Source organism: Blastomonas sp. CCH1-A6 (assembly GCF_001556365.1).
GTDB lineage: Bacteria > Pseudomonadota > Alphaproteobacteria > Sphingomonadales > Sphingomonadaceae > Blastomonas > Blastomonas ursincola.
This window is the reverse complement of sequence record NZ_LSIS01000521.1, coordinates 1-883: the sequence shown is the minus strand read 5'-3', so window position 1 is coordinate 883 and position 883 is coordinate 1. Positions and strand designations below refer to the sequence as shown.

General features: G+C 58.1%; 1 protein-coding gene. It reads right to left on the bottom strand.

The window, feature by feature from the left end; all coding sequences use genetic code 11:
• Window positions 1–53: 53 nt before the first annotated feature.
• Window positions 54–818: an IS6 family transposase gene (locus AX735_RS22685; RefSeq protein WP_006949122.1), complete on the bottom strand. Its 765-nt coding sequence runs from the start codon at window positions 816–818 to the stop codon at window positions 54–56.
• Window positions 819–883 lie beyond the last annotated feature (65 nt).

The window sequence follows — 883 nt, the reverse complement described above, 5'->3', positions numbered from 1 at the left end:
CGGCTCTGTTGCAAACATGGGGCACGGCCGCGCGGCGTCACCCAGTTGGGGGATTAGGCAGCATTGGCGAAATGCTTATTGAGCATAATCATGGTTTCGGTCAGGGCCGAGGGTCCAATTCCGAATGCTCTTTCAACCAGGCGCACCTCCCCCATGATACCTGGCTGCAGGCACCATGCCTGGGCCTGTCCTTTGCGTAGGGCGCGCATGACCTCGAAGCCCTTGATCGTGGCGTAGGCCGTTGGCATCGACTTGAAGCCACGTACCGGCTTGATCAGCATCTTCAGCTTGCCGTGGTCGGCCTCGAGCACGTTGTTCAGATATTTCACCTGCCGGTGCTCGGTTTCCGCCGCCAGTTTGCCTTCGCGTTTCAGCTCAGCGATTGCTGCGCCGTAGCTGGGTGCCTTGTCGGTATTGAGTTTGGCCGGCTTTTCCCAGTCCTTCAGGCCACGAAGAGCTTTGCCCAGAAAGCGCTTCGCCGCTTTGGCGCTGCGTGTCGATGACAGATAGAAATCAATCGTGTCGCCCCGTTTGTCGACCGCCCGGTACAGGTAGGTCCATTTGCCCCGCACCTTTACGTAGGTCTCATCCAGACGCCAGCTCGGATCAAAGCCGCGCCGCCAGAACCAGCGGAGACGCTTCTCCATCTCCGGCGCGTAGCGCTGCACCCAGCGATAGATCGTCGTATGATCGACATCGATCCCACGCTCGGACAGCATTTCCTCGAGATCACGGTAGCTGATGCCGTATCGACAATACCAGCGCACCGCCCATAGGATGACCTCGCCGGTAAAATGCCGTCCTTTGAAATCGTTCATCGCAACTGACCTTGACAGTACATGAGCCCAATCTTGGAAACCGTGTCAGAGTTTGCAACAGAGCC

Bases quoted from the DNA above. Each gene is read 5' to 3' on its own strand.
- AX735_RS22685 (WP_006949122.1), bottom strand. From the start codon at position 818: ATGAACGATTTCAAAGGACGGCATTTTACCGGCGAGGTCATCCTATGG.